Annotated in this window: 14 protein-coding genes; 2 read left to right on the top strand and 12 right to left on the bottom strand. The window is 70.2% G+C overall.

Annotation, left to right across the window (positions count from 1 at the left end):
* Window positions 1-67 precede the first annotated feature (67 nt).
* Window positions 68-1,297: a D-alanyl-D-alanine carboxypeptidase gene (locus KO353_RS11600; RefSeq protein ID WP_218284863.1), complete on the top strand. Its 1,230-nt coding sequence runs from the start codon at window positions 68-70 to the stop codon at window positions 1,295-1,297.
* A 29-nt stretch (window positions 1,298-1,326) separates the two neighbouring features.
* Here KO353_RS11600 and KO353_RS11595 read toward each other — a convergent pair whose 3' ends face one another.
* The 12 genes from KO353_RS11595 to KO353_RS11540 all read right to left on the bottom strand — a co-directional run bounded on the left by KO353_RS11595 (window position 1,327) and on the right by KO353_RS11540 (window position 14,622).
* Complete coding sequence (locus KO353_RS11595) at window positions 1,327-2,454, bottom strand: DSD1 family PLP-dependent enzyme (protein WP_218284862.1); 1,128 nt, start codon at window positions 2,452-2,454, stop codon at window positions 1,327-1,329.
* A 243-nt stretch (window positions 2,455-2,697) separates the two neighbouring features.
* Complete coding sequence (locus KO353_RS11590) at window positions 2,698-4,212, bottom strand: tripartite tricarboxylate transporter permease (RefSeq protein ID WP_218284861.1); 1,515 nt, start codon at window positions 4,210-4,212, stop codon at window positions 2,698-2,700.
* Between the two features lie 26 nt (window positions 4,213-4,238).
* A complete protein-coding gene (locus KO353_RS11585; protein WP_218284860.1) occupies window positions 4,239-4,727 on the bottom strand; it encodes a tripartite tricarboxylate transporter TctB family protein in 489 nt (162 codons plus the stop codon).
* A 12-nt stretch (window positions 4,728-4,739) separates the two neighbouring features.
* Entirely contained in the window at window positions 4,740-5,732 is a 993-nt protein-coding gene (locus tag KO353_RS11580) for a Bug family tripartite tricarboxylate transporter substrate binding protein (RefSeq protein ID WP_218284859.1), read from the bottom strand.
* 116 nt (window positions 5,733-5,848) lie between these two features.
* On the bottom strand, window positions 5,849-6,196 hold the full coding sequence (locus KO353_RS11575; protein WP_218284858.1) for a gamma-glutamylcyclotransferase family protein: 348 nt from the start codon (window positions 6,194-6,196) through the stop codon (window positions 5,849-5,851).
* 14 nt (window positions 6,197-6,210) lie between these two features.
* Complete coding sequence (gene pgmG, locus KO353_RS11570; protein ID WP_218284857.1) at window positions 6,211-7,620, bottom strand: phosphoglucomutase/phosphomannomutase PgmG; 1,410 nt, start codon at window positions 7,618-7,620, stop codon at window positions 6,211-6,213.
* Between the two features lie 14 nt (window positions 7,621-7,634).
* Complete coding sequence (locus KO353_RS11565; RefSeq protein ID WP_218284856.1) at window positions 7,635-8,942, bottom strand: UDP-glucose dehydrogenase family protein; 1,308 nt, start codon at window positions 8,940-8,942, stop codon at window positions 7,635-7,637.
* 9 nt (window positions 8,943-8,951) lie between these two features.
* Window positions 8,952-9,818 carry a UTP--glucose-1-phosphate uridylyltransferase GalU gene (gene galU, locus KO353_RS11560; RefSeq protein WP_218284855.1) on the bottom strand — a complete coding sequence of 289 codons (867 nt, stop codon included), beginning with the start codon at window positions 9,816-9,818 and terminating at the stop codon, window positions 8,952-8,954.
* Between the two features lie 148 nt (window positions 9,819-9,966).
* Complete coding sequence (locus KO353_RS11555) at window positions 9,967-10,680, bottom strand: J domain-containing protein (protein ID WP_218284854.1); 714 nt, start codon at window positions 10,678-10,680, stop codon at window positions 9,967-9,969.
* A gap of 34 nt (window positions 10,681-10,714) precedes the next feature.
* The gene (locus KO353_RS11550; protein WP_218284853.1) at window positions 10,715-11,428 is read right to left on the bottom strand and encodes a vWA domain-containing protein; all 714 of its coding nucleotides are present in this window, start codon (window positions 11,426-11,428) and stop codon (window positions 10,715-10,717) included.
* Window positions 11,429-11,459: 31 nt separating this feature from the next.
* Window positions 11,460-12,347 carry a nucleoside hydrolase gene (locus KO353_RS11545; RefSeq protein ID WP_218284852.1) on the bottom strand — a complete coding sequence of 296 codons (888 nt, stop codon included), beginning with the start codon at window positions 12,345-12,347 and terminating at the stop codon, window positions 11,460-11,462.
* Window positions 12,340-14,622 carry an NADP-dependent malic enzyme gene (locus tag KO353_RS11540; RefSeq protein ID WP_218284851.1) on the bottom strand — a complete coding sequence of 761 codons (2,283 nt, stop codon included), beginning with the start codon at window positions 14,620-14,622 and terminating at the stop codon, window positions 12,340-12,342. Before KO353_RS11540 ends, KO353_RS11545 begins: the two co-directional genes overlap by 8 nt.
* A 405-nt stretch (window positions 14,623-15,027) precedes the next feature.
* On the opposite strand from KO353_RS11540, the gene KO353_RS16510 reads away from it, so the two are divergent.
* Complete coding sequence (locus tag KO353_RS16510) at window positions 15,028-15,630, top strand: PEP-CTERM sorting domain-containing protein (protein ID WP_235691827.1); 603 nt, start codon at window positions 15,028-15,030, stop codon at window positions 15,628-15,630.
* The last annotated feature ends 197 nt before the right edge of the window (window positions 15,631-15,827 follow it).

Here is a 15,827-nt window from a genome sequence, read left to right as displayed (position 1 = left end):
GGTCGGAGCATCGCGCCGGCGTGCACCGGCTGAAAAGGACGGGCGAGAACGAAAAGGGCGAGGACGAATGGATCACCCCCTCCTGCGGCGCGCCGGCGGCTTCCTCAGGTCCGTTCTCGCCGCGATCCTCCTCGCCTTAGCCGCCGCGCCGGCCACCGCGCAGATCGGCAGCGGGCGCTACGCCTCGATCGTGATCGACGCGGCGTCCGGCCGGGTGCTCTCGGCCGTCGATCCGGACGAACCCCGCCGCCCCGCCTCGCTCGCCAAGGTGATGACGGCGTTCCTCGTGTTCGATGCCGTGGCGGAGGGCCGCGCCCGCTTGTCCGACACCCTCGTGATCTCGCCCAACGCCGCCGCCGCCCCGCCCTCGAAGATCGGCCTGCCGCCCGGCACGCGGATCACGCTCGAGCAGGCCCTGCTTGCCATCATCACCAAGTCGGCGAACGACGTCGCGGTCGCGATCGCCGAGCACTTCGCCGGATCGGAGCCGGCCTTCGCGCGGCTGATGACGCTAAAGGCGCGCTCGATCGGCATGCGGGAGACCGTGTTCCGGAACGCCTCCGGCCTGCCCGACCGCGAGCAGGTCACCACCGCACGGGACATGGCCACGCTTGGGCGACGCATCATCCTCGACCATCCGGGCTTCTATCGCTACTTCGCGACGGAACAGTTCCGCTTCCGCGGCAAAGTGCACCGCAACCACAACCTTCGGCTCTTGACCGGCTATGAGGGGACGGACGGGATCAAGACCGGCTTCATCCGCGAGAGCGGCTTCAACGTCCTTGTCTCGGCTGAGCGTGACGGCCGTCGCGTGGTCGCCGCCGTGTTCGGCGGAGCGACGGCGGAGGAGCGCGACCGGCATGTGGCAAGCCTGCTCGACGACGCCTTCGGCGGCACGGCCCGGTTCGCCTCCCACACCTCCTTCGCCCTGGTCTCGCGCGCCAATGCCGCGACACCTCAACCGGAGCGTGCTGCGATGCACAGGGCGGAACGCCAGGCGACGCGCGGCCGCCAGGGGCCCGTGACCGACTGGGCGGTGCAGGTCGGCGCCTTCTCGACGCGCGCCCAGGCGCTCTCGGCCGCCCGGAACGCCGAGCGCCAGATCGGCATCGCGCGCGCCGAGAGCACCGTCACGCCGGTGCGGACCCGCTCCGGCCGCACGCTGTTCCGCGCCCAGGTGACGAACCTCACGGCGGCAGAGGCGCAGCGCGCGTGTTCCGATCGCGCGCGCCGCAAGCAGGCCTGCACGGCGATCCCCCCCGCTGGCGTGGCGTCGAGCCCACGCCCACGCGACTGAGGAGCAGAACAGGCCGGCCCCGCCTGCCGTCAGCGCATCGCGCCGCGGGCATCGACGGGAAAGACGCTCTCCACCCGCCCCCCCCTGACGCCGACATACCAGTCGTAGCGATCGACCGTCGGGTCGCAGTGCCCGGGGATGAGGCGGAGCTTCTGCCCGATCGCGAGCCGGCGGTCGCCGCCCTCCCAGACGAGTTTGCCATGCTCGTCCGAGGCACCGACGTAGCGCACATCCGGCATCTGCCACACGAGCGGCAGGCCGCAATCGACCGCGACCCCCTTGTGGCCGACATCGAGCACGGCAAGGCCAGGCCGCGGCGTGCTGATCACGGTCGCGAGCACGAACAGGGCGTGGCGGAAGGTCGAGACCGGTGAACCGTCCGCCTCGAGGTTTCGGGCGTAGTCGGCGTCCATGAAGCAGAACGAGCCGGCCTGGATCTCGTTCCAGATGCCGGAAGCGGCCTCGAGCGCGAAGGTTCCCGTGCCGGCGCCGCCCACAACGCGGCAGACGAGGCCGCGCTGGCGGAGCTGCTCCACCGTCCGGCGCGTCGCCTCGGCTGCCTCTGCAATCGCCGCCTGACGCTCTTCCGCCCTTCGCAGATGCTGCGCGCGGCCGTGATAGGCCTGAAGCCCCCCGAACACGAGATGCCGCGAGCCGGCGATCCGCTCGGCGAGCGCGACCGCAGGGGGCCCGGGCGCGATGCCGCAGCGCTCCATCCCGACATCGATCTCGACGAGCGCCTCGATCCGCCCGCCGGTTGCTTCCGCCGCCCCCTCGAGCAGGGCGATCTGGACCGGGTCATCAACGCAGACGGAGACGCGCGCAAGACGCGTGAGGCCGAAGAGTCGCGCGAGCTTCTCCCGGCCGACCACCTCGTTGGTGACGATGACGTCGCCGATGCCGCCCCAGATGAGCGCCTCGGCCTCGCCGACCTTCTGAACGCATTGCCCCACCGCGCCGGCGCGCTCGGCCTGAAGCCGGGCGATCGTGGCGGATTTGTGGGTCTTCGCATGGGCCCGGAGCCTCGCTCCGGTCGGCGCGAGCAGGGCGGCCATGGTGTCGAGGTTCCGCTCGAAGGCGTCGAGGTCGAGCAGCAGCGCAGGCGTGTCGATCTCGTCTTCGGGCATGCCGGGAAGCGCGGGCGGTGTCTGCAGCATCGGCGGCCTCTCTGATGGCGTGGCGGGCGCGAGCATCGCGCGCATCCGCTGCCCCGGCTAGTCCGCTGAGAACGTCCTTGCGAGAGCAGGATGGTCGCCCAGGCCTGCGGAGGCGGACATTGCACCCCTCGATCGATGCGGATCCGGCGCCGGCCTCGCACGCGTCGCTTCGCCCGCGCGGTCGTGCACCGGGATCCTGCGACCGGGATGCCCGAGCCTGGCTGCCGAGACGCCTCGTGCCGCTCAGCCCGCGCGACGCGAGAGCGCCACCTGCACCGCCCCGCGCAGGCGGCTGAACAGTGGCCAGAACAGAAGCACGAGCCCGGCCGTCATGATCGAGCCGACGAGCCAGTTGGAGAAGAAGACGCCAAGGTCGCCTTGCGAGGACAGCATCGACTGTCGGAAGGCCTGCTCGGTGCGGTTGCCGAGCACAAGCGCGAGCACGAGTGGCGCGAGCGGATAGTCGAGCTTCTTCATCGCATAGCCGAGCACGCCGAAGGCGAGCATCACCACGACGTCGAACCAGGCGTTGTTCACCGTGTAGGCGCCGATCGAGCAGATCACGAGGATCAGGGCGGCGATCACCGCGAAGGGAACGCGCAGGATGGCCGCGAACCACGGCACCGCGAACAGCACGAGCAGGAGGCCGACGAGGTTGCCGAGATACATCGAGGCGATCAGGCCCCAGACGAAATCCGCCTGCTCGACGAACAGCATCGGCCCGGGCTGTAGGCCCCACATCATCAGCCCGCCCAAGAGCACCGCGGCGGTTGGGGAGCCTGGCACGCCAAGCGCGAGCATCGGCAGAAGCGCCGAGGTGCCGGCCGCGTGCGCCGCCGTCTCAGGCGCGATCACGCCCTCGATCCGGCCCTTGCCGAACGGCACCTCGCCGGGCCTCGCCATGCGCCGCGCCACCCCGTAGCTCATGAAGGAGGCAGGGGTGGCTCCGGCAGGCGTCACACCCATCCAGCAGCCGATCAGGGCGGAGCGGAGCGACAGCGCCCAATGCCGCGGCAGTTCCGCCCAGGTGCGGCGCACCACAGAGAGGTCGATCGCCGCCGCAGCGCCGCGGAACGCGAGCCCCTCCTCAATCGAGGTGAGGATCTCGCCGATCCCGAACAGGCCGATCACCGCGACGAGGAAGTCGAAGCCGCGCATCAGTTCGGTCGAGCCGAAGGTGAGGCGGAGCGAGCCGGTGACGCTGTCGAGCCCGACGCAGGCGAGCAGGAACCCGGCCATGGTGACGATCAGGGTCTTCAGAGGCGAACCGGAGCCCATGCCGATGAAGGAGGCGAAGGCGAGGAACATCACCGCGAAGAACTCGGGAGGGCCGAAGCGGAGCGCGAAGCCGGCCACGAGCGGGGCGACGAAGGTGATCATCACGATCGCGAAGAAGGCGCCGACGAAGGAGGAGGTGAAGGCTGCCGTCAGCGCCTCAGCCGCGCGGCCCTGCTGCGCCATCGGGTAGCCGTCGAAGGTGGTCGCGACCGACCAGGGCTCGCCCGGGATGTTGAACAGGATGGAGGTGATCGCCCCGCCGAACAGCGCCCCCCAGTAGATGCAGGAGAGGAGGATGATCGCGCTCACCGGCGGGAGGCTGAAGGTGAGCGGCAACAGGATCGCCACCCCGTTCGCGCCGCCAAGGCCCGGCAGAACGCCGATCACCACGCCGAGCACGATGCCGATCAGCATCAGCGCGACGTTCCTGGGGTCGAGAGCGACGGCGAAGCCGTTCAGCAGGAGGCCGAACTGGTCCATTCCCTCCTCCGGTGCCCTGCGCGCGATCAGAAGCCGAGCAGCTCTTCGATTGGCCCCTTCGGCAGGGCGACGAGGAACCAGATCTCGAACACCACGAAGGCGACAAGAGCGGTCGCCGCCCCGGATGCGGCGGCAAGGCCCCAGGAGAAACCGCCAATCCGCGCCATGAACCAGGCCACAAGCAGGGCGGAGGAGAGGTAGAGGCCGAGGAGCGGCATCAGCGCCACCTGTACCGCTGCGGGAACGAGAACCGAGGCCACGCGGCCGAGCTCCTCGCGCGTGGCGAAGAGGTCGCGCGGCCGCACGCCGAGAGCGGAGGCGAGCTGGGCGAGCGACGCGGCGAGTAGCACGACGCCGACCCAGAACGGGAAATAGCCGGAGCGCGGCCCGTCCTCGCCCCAGCCGGCGCCGATCCTAAGCGAGTCGGCGATCGCAAGCGCGGCTACGACCGCGAACAGAGCCGCGAGCCCGAGCTCGGCGTGGCGGGCGCTTATGCCCCGGAAGCGGCTCAGCATCCGCGCGTGCGTTCAGCGTGCTGCCGCGAAGCCGGCTTCCGTCATCAGCGTGCGGTGACGCTCCTCCTCGCGGGTGAGCCATTCGACGAAGGGCTGGCCGGTGAGCGTCGTGAGGTTGAAGGCGCCCTGCTTCATCAGGTCCTTCCACTCTTCGGTCTGCCGCACCTTCTCGAGAAGGTCGATGTAGAAGTTCACCTGCGCCTGGGTCACGCCTGGGGGCATGAAGATCGCGCGCATCATCAGGTATTCGACATCGAGCCCGCTCTCGCGGCAGGTTGGGATGTCGCTCCAGGCTTCGGTCTCGGTCATCTTCTCGGTGACCGGAAGCCGCCTGCTGTCGAACACGCAGAGCGGCCTGACCTTGCCGGCGCGCCAGTGGCTGACCGCCTCGATCGGATTGTTCACCGTCGCCTCGAGATGGCCGCCGACGAGCGCCACCGCCACCGCGCCGCCACCCTGGTAAGGAATGTAGGTGAAGGGGATGCCGGTGGCCTTGGTGATGGCGGCGACGATGATCTGGTCCTCCTGGCGCGAGCCGGTGCCGCCGAACCGCAGACGGTTGGCGCGCGCCGCCTCGAGGAAGGCGGGAACCGTCCGATAGGGGGCGTCTGCATTCACCCAGAGGACGAATTCGTCGAGCGCGAGCATCTTCACGGGCGTGAGGTCGCGCCAGTTGAATGGGATACCCGTGGCGATCGGCGTGGTGAACAGGTTCGAGAGAGTGATGATCAAGAGGTGCGGGTTGCCGCGAGCCCCCTTCGCCTCGAGGAAGGCCTCCGCACCGGCGCCGCCGCCCTTGTTTACCACCACGATCGGCTGGCGCATCAGGTTGTGCTTGGAGACGATGCCCTGGATCACGCGGGCCATCTGGTCGGCGCCGCCGCCGGTTCCCGCCGGGACGAGGAACTGCACCGGGCGGGAGGGTTCCCAACGCGCCTGCGCTGAGGCGTCGCCTGGTGTTGCGGCGACGATCGCCGCAAGCGCGGCCACGGCAGCGATGCGCATTCGAAACCTCCCCGTTCGTTCGGTTCTTGGACGAAATAAGTATGAGGTTGGCGCATATCGGCCATGCAAGGAAAGATCACGAAATCGTGATCGGAAAGTCGCTCGGCGCCCGTCGCTCAGGCAGGCGGCCAGGGGCGGCGCGGGTCGGCCCGGCTTGGATGGGCCACCCAGGCGCGGGCGGAGAGGATCGCCCCGTCGCTGAGAACCCGCACGGTGACGAAACGGTAGAGCTGGCCCTCGTAAGCGTGTAGGGGCGGAAGCAGGGCCAGGGGGATCGTGGCGAGGAGCCCGTCCACGCGGCCAGAGGGGTCACGCAGGAGCGTCGGGAAGGGCGCCGCGCGGAGCGTGACACGACGCCAGCCTTCGAGCAGGGCGGGACGCGCCGCCTCGAGCGGCGCGGCCGTTCCGGCGATGCGCTGGAACACCGCCGGGTCCATCAGGGTCCCGTAGAGGAACACCCGCATCGCGGGTGCCGGCCTCAGTGGCCGGATGCGGCGGCCTCGAGATCGAGCCTGATCCCCGAGGCGGCGAGCTGGTCGGCGAGCGCCGCCTTCAGACGCTCGAGCCCGGCCGGTCCAGTGGTCGACTCAGCCCGCGCCACGAGAACCGCCTGGGTGTTGGAGGCGCGCAACAGCCACCAGCCATCCTCGGTCGTCACCCGAACGCCATCGACATCGGAGACGCGTGCCCCGGCCGCCTTGAGGCGCGCCGCCACCTCGCGCACGACGTCGAATTTGCGCGTGTCGTCGCAGGGCAGGCGAAGCTCGGGCGTGTTCACCACCTGCGGCAGGGCGGCGCGGACGGCCGAGAGAGGCTCGGAGAGGCGCGCGACCACGCCAAGCAGCCGAACGGCGGCGTAGAGCGCATCGTCGAAGCCGTACCAGCGCTCGGCGAAGAATACATGCCCGCTCATCTCGCCCGCGAGCGGCGCCCCGGTCTCCGCCATCTTCGCCTTCACGAGCGAATGCCCGGTCTTCCACATCAGCGGCCTGCCGCCCGAGCGGGCGATCTCGTCGAACAGAACCTGCGAGGCCTTGACATCGCTAATGATGGTGGCGCCCGGGTTGCGGGAGAGCACGTCGCGGGCGAGCACGATCAGAAGCTGGTCGCCGAACAGGATGTGCCCCTTGTCATCGACCACACCGATCCGGTCGGCGTCCCCGTCGAAGGCGATGCCAAGATCGGCGCCTGTGGCGGTGACGCGCGCGATCAGCGCCTCGAGGTTCTTCGGAACGGTCGGGTCAGGGTGGTGGTTGGGGAAGGTGCCGTCGATCTCGGGGAAGAGGATCTCGTGCCGGCCGGGAAGCCCAGCGACGAGGCGCGCGAGCACCTCGCCGGCCGCGCCATTGCCGTTGTCCCAGACCACGGTGAGCGCCCGGTCGCCGCCGTCCCAGTCGCGCAGAATGCGCTCGACATACTCGGGCGCGATGTCGACCGGCTCCTCGCTGCCCGCGGCCTCCGGGACGACGTCGCCCGACGCCGCCATCCGGCCGATCTCCTCAATCTCTCCGCCGAAAAAGGGCTTGCCGCCGAGCACCATCTTGAAGCCGTTGTGGTCGGGGGGGTTGTGGCTTCCCGTCACCTGGATCGCGCCGTCGCAGCCGCGCGCGACGTTGAGGAAGTAGAGCATCGGGGTCGGGCCCACCCCCATGCGCAGCACGCGAAGCCCGCAGGCCTTCAGTCCGTCCACCAGAGCCTGCTCGAGCGCGGGGCCAGATAGCCGACCGTCACGCCCGACCGCGACCACCGACCCGCCCCGTCGGACGACGAGGCTTCCAAAGCATCGGCCGATCGCGAACGCATCACGCTCCGAGAGCGTGCGGCCGACGATGCCGCGGATGTCGTATTCGCGAAGGCTTGTCGGGTCGAAACGGTGGCTGAAGGCCATGGCGAGCGCTCCCTTCAGGGCCTGCCGATCGAGGAGTAGCGGAAACCGGCCCGGCGCATCGCCACCGGATCCCAGACATTGCGGAGGTCGACCACGACGTCGCCCGCCATCGCGGCCCGCAGCCGCTCAGGCGAGATCGCGCGGAACTCGTTCCATTCCGTGATCAGGACGAGCGCGTCAGCCCCTCGGGCGGCGGCGAGCGCGTCGGCGGCGTAAGCGACGGACGGGGGCAGAAGGGGCTTCGCCTGCTCCATGCCCTCCGGGTCGTAGGCGGTCACGATCGCGCCGTTCTCCACGAGGCGAGGCACGATCGAGAGCGAGGGCGCATCGCGCATGTCGTCGGTCTCGGGCTTGAAGGTCAGGCCGAGCACGGCGATGCGCTTGCCGCGCACCGACCCGCCGCAGGCCGAGATGATCCGCGAGGCCATCGAGGCCTTGCGCGCCTCGTTCACCGCCACCACGGTCTCGATCAGCCGTGTCGGCGCGTGGTGCTCCTGGGCGGTGCGCACGAGCGCGAGCGTATCCTTCGGGAAGCAGGAGCCGCCAAAGCCCGGGCCGGGGTGGAGGAACTTGCGCCCGATCCGCCCATCGAGGCCGATGCCGCGGGCGATGTCATGCACATCCGCCCCGACGGCCTCAGCGAGATCGGCCATCTCGTTGATGAAGGTGACCTTCATCGCAAGGAAGGCGTTGGCCGCGTACTTGATGAGCTCGGCGGTCTCGAGCCCGGTAAAGACAATCGGCGTCTCGATCAGGTAGAGCGGGCGGTAGAGTCGCCTCAGCACCTCGCGGGCACGCTCGCTGTCGGTGCCGATCACCACCCGGTCGGGCCGCATGAAATCGCCGATCGCGCTGCCCTCGCGCAGAAATTCCGGGTTCGAGGCGATGTCGAAATCAAGGTCTGGCCGGGTTGCGCGCACGATCTCGGCCACTTTCCGCCCGGTGCCGACGGGGACGGTGGATTTCGTCACAATCACGGCATAGTGGTCGAGCGCGCGCGCCACCTGTTCCGCGGCGGCGAAGACGTATGAGAGGTCGGCATGGCCGTCGCCGCGGCGCGTCGGCGTCCCGACCGCTATGAACACCGCCTCGGCTCCGGCCACGGCGGCATCGATGTCGTCCCCGAAGGAGAGCCGCCCGGCGGCGACGTTGCTCGCCACGAGCGACTCGAGCCCGGGCTCGTAGATCGGCATCCGGCCGGCCTGGAGCGCGGCGAGCTTCGCCCGATCCGCCTCGACCACGGCCACCTCGATACCGAACTCGGCGAAGCAGGCGCCCGAGACGAGGCCGACATATCCGCCGCCGATCATCGCGATCCGCATCGCCTTGCCTCAGGCGTAGCGGGGAAGGAAGGCGCGCACCTTCGCGGCGAGGTCGGGCCTCGCGAGAGCGAAGGCGATCTGCGCCTCGAGAAACCCCGCCTTGTCGCCGCAGTCGAACCTCCTGCCCGCGCAGCGCAGACCGTGGAAGGGCTGCCGACCGATCAGCCGCGCCATCGCGTCGGTGAGCTGGATCTCGCCGCCCGCCCCCTTCTCGAAGCGGGCGATCTCGCCGATCACATCGGGCAGGAGCACGTAGCGGCCGACGATCGAGAGCGTCGACGGCGCCTCCTCTGGTTTCGGCTTCTCGACGAGGCCGGTGACTTCGACCACCCGTCCGTCGTCGCGGCCCACCTTGAGGATCCCGTAGCGGTTGGTGTGCTCACGCGGTACCTCCTCGACCGCCACCACATTTCCCCCCGTCTCGCGGTAGACGTCGGCGAGCTGCTTGACCCAGGAGACGTCGGCGAGCACGAGGTCATCGGGCAGGAGGATCGCGAACGGGTCGTCGGCGACGAAGGCGCGCGCACACCAGATCGCGTGGCCCAAGCCGAGCGGCACCTGCTGCCGCACCGAGACGATGCTGCCGGGCACGGCGGAGGCACCCTCGAGCTGGGCGAGCGCCTCCGTCTTGCCGCGCTCGCGCAAAGTCGCCTCGAGCTCGAAGGCGATGTCGAAATGTTCGACAAGCGCGGTCTTGCCCCGCCCGGTGACGAAGCAGAACTGCTCGATTCCGGCTGCCCGCGCCTCTTCCACCGCGTACTGGATCAGCGGCTTGTCGACGACCGGGAGCATCTCCTTGGCCATCGCCTTGGTCGCCGGCAGGAACCGCGTGCCGAGCCCGGCAACCGGAAGCACGGCCTTGCGCAAGGGCTTCATCGGAGGGGCGATCCTTCTCGCAGCGGCGGGGACGGTCGCCGGCCGGGGGGCGCGGCTCGATCAGGATAGGGGGGTGATTGCCACAGGCCCTGGGCCCCCGCAACCGAGGACGAACAGCCCGACCGCCCCTCAGGGCAACGCCCCCGGCTCAGCCGAGCAGGACGTCCCGCGCCTCGTTGATCCGCGCCGCGAGCCAGTCCGACCCGCCCCGGTCGGGGTGGGCGGCGCGCATCAGCCGCCGATGCGCCTCGCGGATCTCCTCGGGCGTCGCTCCCTCGCGAAGACCGAGGATGGCAAGCGCATCGGCGCGCGACATCGGCCCTGCGGCCGGGCGCGGCGCCTCGCCCTCCCCTGCCGCCTCGGCGGCCGCTTCGCGCCAGGCTTCGCCGAAGCGCCGGTCCATCCACGCCTCGAGCAGCGGCACGCTTTCCGGGTCCTCGGCGCGGAGCGAGAGCCACAGCCCGATCAGGTCGGGCAGGGAGAGCTCGGCGAGCTCACGCCCCTTGAACTCGCCGGCAAGAACGGTGCCGCTCATCGTGCCCGTGTCATGGTCGAGCCGCATCCTGAGCCAGGCGGTCGTGACCTCGCTCGCCGCGCCCTGGCCCGGGGCGCCGCGCGAAAAGGTCCGCGCCGCCTTGGCCTGGTTCCAGAACCGGATCGCGAGCGGCCCGAGCACGGCGGCGAGCATCAGCGCCTGCCCGCCCTTGCCCGTGGCGAGCAGGTAGAGGGCGACGGCGGAGCCGACCACAAGCCCGGCCCATTTGAGCACGGCCTTCAGCGTCTCGATCCGCGCCGTGGCGAAGGCGGAGGCAGCGAGCAGAAGGAGTGCGAGAACCGCAAGCCCACCGAGAAGCCACGTCATCGTCCCGACCCGAACCCCCTCTGGTGGCGGACCATTATCGTCGGCCGGACAGCTGGTGCGTGAGCAGGGCGGCCGCGCCCGCGCGCGAGGGGGGCAGCCGCGCCAGAGCCTCGCGCCCGCCCGCCGCATAGACGGCGACGGCTGTGAGCAGCTCGCGCAGCATGTCCGCGGAGGAGAGGTCGAACGGTGCATAGGCACCGCCCGAAAGCCGCGCGAGCTCGCGGAAGGTTCGTGCGGCCAGCGGCTCCCCGCCCTCCTGGAAGAAGAAGCCGGGGCAGCCGAGCATGCCGAGCTCGCCCGCGAGATGGGCGAGCCTGTCGATGTCCTCCTCCACCGCATCGCCCACGAAGACGAGGGCGTTGATCCGCTCCTTACGCGTCTCGGCGGCGGCATGGCGAAGCACGCGGGCGATCTGCGTCTGCCCGCCGAGGCAGGAGACCCCCGTCATGCGCCGCGTCAGCTCGTCGGTGTCGGAGAGCCACGGGGTCGCGGCGAACTCGCCATAGCCGCGATAGTAGCAGAGGCTCATCGAGAGCCCGCCCAAGCCGCGCGTCGCCTCGAACATGTGGCCGGTGAGGAAACAGGCGCGGTCCCAGGTCGGCTGGCGCGAGGCGGTGGCGTCGATCGCAAACAGGAGCCGGCCGCGGCGGCCGCTGCCCGCGCGCACGGCGGGAAGCGATTCCACCTTGCGCAGGAAGGCGGCCACATCCGCCCGTTTCGCCCTGTCAGGAACCGACCTGTCGTTCATCGCCTCTCATGTGGGGCGTTTGCCCGGACGTTCAAAGCGCGGCGACGAGCCGCGCGACCAGGGCGAAGAACCGCTCCGCATCGACCGCGACGGCCACCCGCGCTCCCCTTCCCTCCCAGTCGAACCGCGTACGGCCGGACCCGTCAACCTCGATCGCGGCATCGCGCCAGGCGTAGAGGGAGGGGTCGAGAAGCGCCGCCACGGCATGCGCATCCGGCCACATCCCGCCCGCGAGGCCGTTGGCCTTCGCATCAGCCTCCGCGTAGGCGGCGAGCATCGGCGCGATCCGCTGCCCCACCCGGCCGGCGGCGGCGATGGCGTCGATGCGTTCCGGTGTGGCGAGCGCCGCGCGGGCGACATCAAGGGGGACGAGCGTGACCGGGCGGGCGAAGACGCGGCGCGCGGCGATCGGGTCCGCCCCGACGTTGAACTCGGCCCCCGAGGGCATGTTCCCCGGCCCGATCGCACCGCCCATGACGAGAAGCCGCTCAGGCTCGAGCCCGGCATCGATCGCCGCCGCGAGGTTCGTGAGCGGCCCGAGCGCCAGAACGGTTGCCGGCATCGCGGCGGCGAGGGCGGCGGGAGCGTCCGACCCGTCCGGCGGCTGCGAGGGGGTCGGCAGATCAAGCCCGGCGAGCCCATCCGCCCCGTGCACCAAAGCATCAGGGACCGCGCCGCCCCCGAGCGGGCCGGCGGCGCCCATGATCACCGGAATGTCATGCCGGCCGGCGAGGTCGAGCACACGACGTGCATTGGCCGCGCACAGCGCGACCGGCGCATTGCCCGCGACCACCGTGACGAGCCGCACCGACAGCGTAGGCGCGGCGAGCGCCATCAGAAGCGCGAGCGAATCGTCCACGCCAGGGTCGCAGTCGATGACGACCGGCGTGGAAACGGCATGAACCGCCCGCTCAACCACCGTCGCGCTGCGCCGCCTCGAGCACCGCAAGAGCGGTGAGGTTCAGGATCCCACGCGCCGTGATCGAGGGCGAGACGACGTGCACCGGCCGCTCGAGGCCGAGCAGGATCGGCCCGACCGCGAGCCCGTCGGCGGCGGCCTTCAGCAGCTCGAAAGAGATGTTCGCGGCATCGAGGCTCGGCATGATCAGGAGGTTGGCGCTGCCCTTCAGCGCCGAGCGCGGGAAGAGCCGCAACCGCGTCGTCTCGACGAGGGCGGCGTCGGCGTGCATCTCGCCCTCGACCTCGAGGCCCGGGAAGCGGGCACGGATCAGGCCGAGCGCCTCGCGCATGCGCCGCGCCGAGGGCGTTCCAGAGGAGCCGAAATTCGAGTGGCTCACGAGCGCGATCTTCGGCTCGACCCCGAAGCGACGCACCGCCTCGGCCGCAAGCCCCGTCATCTCGCACACCTGCTCGGCCGTCGGCTCCGGCGTCACATGCGTATCGGCGATGAAAAGCGTGCCGGTGGGGAGGATCAGGGCCGACAGCGCATAGGCGCGCGTCACGCCTCGGCGCCGGGGGATGATGTCGCGCACAAGTTCCCACTGCCGCATCCACTGCCCCGTCGCGCCGACGATCGCCGCCTCGACCGCGCCTTGAGCAAGCAGCATCGCCGCCGCCACCGTCGAGCGCGTGCGCACCCGGCTCGCCGCGGTCTCAGGCGGAACGCCCTTGCGCTCGACGAGCCGGTGATAGGCCTCGGCCATCGGGCCGAACACGGCGTCGTCGGTGCCCGGGTCGAGGATCTCGATCTGCTCCCCCGGGCGGAGCCTCAGCCCCAAAGCGGCGATACGTGCCTCGATCACGGCGCGTCGGCCGATCACCACCGGCTTCGCGACTCCCTCGTCGACCGCGATCTGGGCGGCGCGAAGCACGCGCTCGTCCTCGCCCTCGGCATAGGCGACGCGGACGGGGTGGGAGCGTGCGGCCTCGAAGACCGGGCGCATGAGCTGGCCCGAGCGGTAGGAGAAGCCGGCCAGACGCGCGCGATAGGCCTCGAAATCGGCGATCGGGCGGGTGGCGACCCCGCTCTCCATCGCCGCCTTCGCCACCGCCGGGGCGATGCGGAGAATGAGCCTCGGGTCGAAGGGCTTGGGGATGATCGTTTCGGGCCCGAAGCTTGGCGCGTGCCCGCCATAGGCCGCCTGCACGACCTCCGACGGCTCCTCGCGCGCCAGAGCGGCGATCGCGTCGGCGGCAGCGATCTTCATCGCGTCGTTGATCGCGGTCGCGCCGACATCGAGCGCGCCGCGGAAGATGAAAGGGAAGCAGAGGACGTTGTTGACCTGGTTCGGGTAGTCGCTCCGGCCCGTGGCGACGATCGCGTCCGGACGCGCCGCCTTGGCGAGCTCGGGCCTGATCTCGGGCTCTGGGTTGGCAAGAGCGAGGATCAGCGGGTTCGGCGCCATCGCCGGCAGCCACTCCGGGTCGAGCACCCGCGGGGCGGAGAGACCGAGGAAGATGTCGGCTCCCGTGAGCGCTTCGGCGAGGGTGCGCGCCGGCGTTGCGCGCGCCCACTTCGCCTTCCACGGGTCCATCAGCTCGGTGCGCCCCTCATGCACCACGCCCTTGATGTCGGTGACGATGACGTTCTCCGCCCGCAAGCCCATGGCGACCAGCAGGTCAAGGCAGGCGAGCGCGGCCGCACCGGCGCCAGAGGTGACGAGGCGCACCTCCTCGAGCCTCTTGCCCTGGAGCATCAGCGCGTTGCGGATCGCGGCGGCGACGATGATCGCGGTGCCGTGCTGGTCGTCATGGAAGACCGGGATTCGCATCCGCTCGCGCAGCGCCGACTCGATCACGAAACAGTCCGGCGCGCGTATGTCCTCGAGATTGATCCCGCCGAAGGACGGCTCGAGCGCGGCCACGACCTCGATGAACTTCTCGGGCTCGGTGGCATCGACCTCGATGTCGAACACGTCAATGCCGGCGAACTTCTTGAACAGCACCGCCTTGCCCTCCATAACCGGCTTGCCGGCGAGCGGCCCGATGGCGCCGAGGCCAAGCACGGCGGTGCCGTTGGAGATGACGGCGACGAGGTTGCCGCGGCCGGTGTAGTCGAAGGCGGCGGCCGGGTCTGCCGCGATCGCCTCGCAGGCGGCGGCCACACCGGGCGAGTAGGCGAGCGCGAGGTCGTGGTTGGTGGCCAGCCGCTTGGTCGGCTCGACGGAGAGTTTTCCAGGGCGCGGCAGTCGGTGGTAGTCGAGCGCCGCCTTGCGGAAATCCTCCCGGTCCATCGGTTCCATCCTCCCCGGATCAGTTGGAAGCGAAGGGATGCATGCGGTGGGCACGGGCGCAACCGGCGGCCGTGGCGGTTGTGTCGGAGAATTTTACAGAGGGGCGGTCGGGGCTCCGCAAACCTTTGGCAAGGCCATGAAAATAAACGCGACATTCATCGGGCGCGAATTTTGCTCGGGATGCGGCTGCGGGGCTGGAGCGGGTACCGCCCCCGTGATTGGAGTGAGGATAAGACGATGACGAAGCGCTTCCTGAACACACTTACTGCGGCCGTGGTCGCAGCAGGCATGGTCGCAGCCTTGCCTGCCCAGGCATCGCTCAGCCAACTGAACGCCAATTGGTAAACGATCGCCTGGGGCCACGCGGATACAGAGAAGTCGATCGACGGTTTCACGCCCGGGCTCGTGCTCTCGACGCTGGGGCCGAACGGCCTGCCGGTCCGGTCGCCGTTTTCGCTGACCTTCCTGGCCACATCGTCGAACAACATCGTCGATGTCGATTCTCTCACGAGCGAGATCCTGTGGTGGACGCCGGGGGCGCGCACAGGCGTTGGCACAGTGACGGTGGATAGCTTCTATCCTAACCTGGTGACACTCCCGTTCAACGTGCCGTCCAACCTCTTCCCTGGCGGCGCCTCGAGCAACGGCAACCCGAACGGCTACACGGCGGCCCACTTCTTCGGCACGTTCGATGCCGGAGCGGGGGGCACGATCACGCTCACGCTCGGCGCCGACGATGACGCCTGGGTGTTCATCAACGGCCAGCTTGTGGTCGATCTCGGTGGCGTGAAGCCGCTGACGCCCGCGCCCATCACGGTGACGGGCCTCACCCCTGGCGAGAACAGGATCGACCTCTTCTTCGCCGACCGGCATGTTGTTCAGTCCGGCCTCGTGTTCTCGGCTGACGTGGTGTTCCGGCCGATCCAGGTGCCCGAGCCTGCCTCGCTCGCGCTGCTTGGGCTGGGGCTCGCTGGGCTCGGTCTCGCCCTGCGCCGCCGCGCGGCCTGAAGCTTCCCGAGAATGTGTCGGGTGCGTGGGGCGGGAGAAACCCCGCCCCGTTCGCGTCTGGGCTATCGAGGGCTCTGCCTCCGGAAGGGCAAGCGCTCGTCACCTAGCGCCGCGGTTGGGGAATACGGCCGGTCCATCGCCTTGGTCATCCCAGGTAGAGCGCGGCGGCAGGAGCAGGGCAGCACCCGCGCGGGCAC

Origin of the sequence: Elioraea tepida, assembly GCF_019203965.1 — a bacterium.
GTDB classification, from domain to species: domain Bacteria; phylum Pseudomonadota; class Alphaproteobacteria; order Acetobacterales; family Acetobacteraceae; genus Elioraea_A; species Elioraea_A tepida.
The sequence above is the reverse complement of the archived record's forward strand: the minus strand, read 5'-3'. Positions and strand labels throughout refer to the sequence as shown.

Coding starts and splice junctions, on each gene's coding strand:
- KO353_RS11590 (WP_218284861.1), bottom strand. CDS start 4,212: ATGGACCAGTTCGGCCTCCTGCTGAACGGCTTCGCCGTCGCTCTCGAC.
- KO353_RS11595 (WP_218284862.1), bottom strand. CDS start 2,454: ATGCTGCAGACACCGCCCGCGCTTCCCGGCATGCCCGAAGACGAGATC.
- KO353_RS11580 (WP_218284859.1), bottom strand. CDS start 5,732: ATGCGCATCGCTGCCGTGGCCGCGCTTGCGGCGATCGTCGCCGCAACA.
- KO353_RS11565 (WP_218284856.1), bottom strand. CDS start 8,942: ATGCGGATCGCGATGATCGGCGGCGGATATGTCGGCCTCGTCTCGGGC.
- KO353_RS11585 (WP_218284860.1), bottom strand. CDS start 4,727: ATGCTGAGCCGCTTCCGGGGCATAAGCGCCCGCCACGCCGAGCTCGGG.
- KO353_RS11550 (WP_218284853.1), bottom strand. CDS start 11,428: ATGAACGACAGGTCGGTTCCTGACAGGGCGAAACGGGCGGATGTGGCC.
- galU (WP_218284855.1), bottom strand. CDS start 9,818: ATGAAGCCCTTGCGCAAGGCCGTGCTTCCGGTTGCCGGGCTCGGCACG.
- KO353_RS11540 (WP_218284851.1), bottom strand. CDS start 14,622: ATGGACCGGGAGGATTTCCGCAAGGCGGCGCTCGACTACCACCGACTG.
- KO353_RS11555 (WP_218284854.1), bottom strand. CDS start 10,680: ATGACGTGGCTTCTCGGTGGGCTTGCGGTTCTCGCACTCCTTCTGCTC.
- KO353_RS11575 (WP_218284858.1), bottom strand. CDS start 6,196: ATGCGGGTGTTCCTCTACGGGACCCTGATGGACCCGGCGGTGTTCCAG.
- pgmG (WP_218284857.1), bottom strand. CDS start 7,620: ATGGCCTTCAGCCACCGTTTCGACCCGACAAGCCTTCGCGAATACGAC.
- KO353_RS11600 (WP_218284863.1), top strand. CDS start 68: ATGGATCACCCCCTCCTGCGGCGCGCCGGCGGCTTCCTCAGGTCCGTT.